The organism is Burkholderia sp. Ac-20379 (assembly GCF_017104645.1).
Lineage (GTDB): Bacteria > Pseudomonadota > Gammaproteobacteria > Burkholderiales > Burkholderiaceae > Burkholderia.
The window spans coordinates 1-837 of sequence record NZ_JAAGPF010000763.1 but is presented as its reverse complement, the minus strand read 5'-3'; the positions used below and the strand labels follow the sequence as shown (position 1 = coordinate 837).

Genomic DNA, 837 nt, shown 5'->3' with positions numbered 1-837 from the left:
CGCGGCCGTGTCGTTGACGCGGCGCCGCTGCTCGCGCGTGGCGAGCGGCAGCTCGAGCGGATCGGCAGCGCCCCAGGCCGAGGCGTCGTCGGCCAGGCGTTCGAGCAGCGCCGCGAACGACGCGAACGCGTCCTCCACCGTGCCCGGCGCGAACACGCCGTCGCGCACGTCCCAGTTCAGATGCAGCGCGCCGCCGCGCTCGGCCGCCTGGCAGTCGAGCCAGACCTGCGGCGTCTGCGTGATGCCGTAGCCGAGCCGCGCGCCGCGCATGAATTCGCCGTCGCCCGCGTCGGTGGCGCCGTCGATGCCGAGCGTGCTGGTGAACACCACCGGCATGATCAGATCGCGGCGGCGGTGTTCGCGCGCCAGCTCGCGCAGCACCTCCACGCCGCCGAACGCGGCGTGTTCGAGATCTTCCCAGAGCCGCTGCTGCAGGGCGCGCGCGGCATCGTCGAACGGCGCGCCGGGCGCATGCCGCACCTCGAGCAGGTTGACCGAGGTGAAATCGCCGACGATCCGGCCGACGTCGGCGTGCAGCGGCGGGCGGCTCAGCACCGTCACGGTCAGGCAGAACGCGGGCTGCCGCGACCAGCGTTCGATGGTCTGCGAGAAGGCCGCCAGCACCGCGCCCGAGGGCGTGACGCGGCGCGCGCCGGCCTGCGCGCGGAACGCGGCCCAGCGTTGCGGCGGCAGCGTCAGCGCATGACGCCGGAAACTCGGCGGCGCGGCCGTGCTGCGCTCCACGGTCGGCAGCTCCGGCGCGAGTGGCAGGCTCGGCAGCCGGGCCAGCCAGTACTCGCGGTCGCGTGCGTGGCGGGCCCGGTGCGACGGCAGTTA

General features: G+C 75.0%; 1 protein-coding gene. It reads right to left on the bottom strand.

Annotation, left to right across the window (positions count from 1 at the left end):
• On the bottom strand, window positions 1-834 hold an 834-nt coding region (locus G3N92_RS34470; protein WP_277396227.1), incomplete at its 3' end, for a condensation domain-containing protein.
• Between the last annotated feature and the right edge of the window lie 3 nt (window positions 835-837).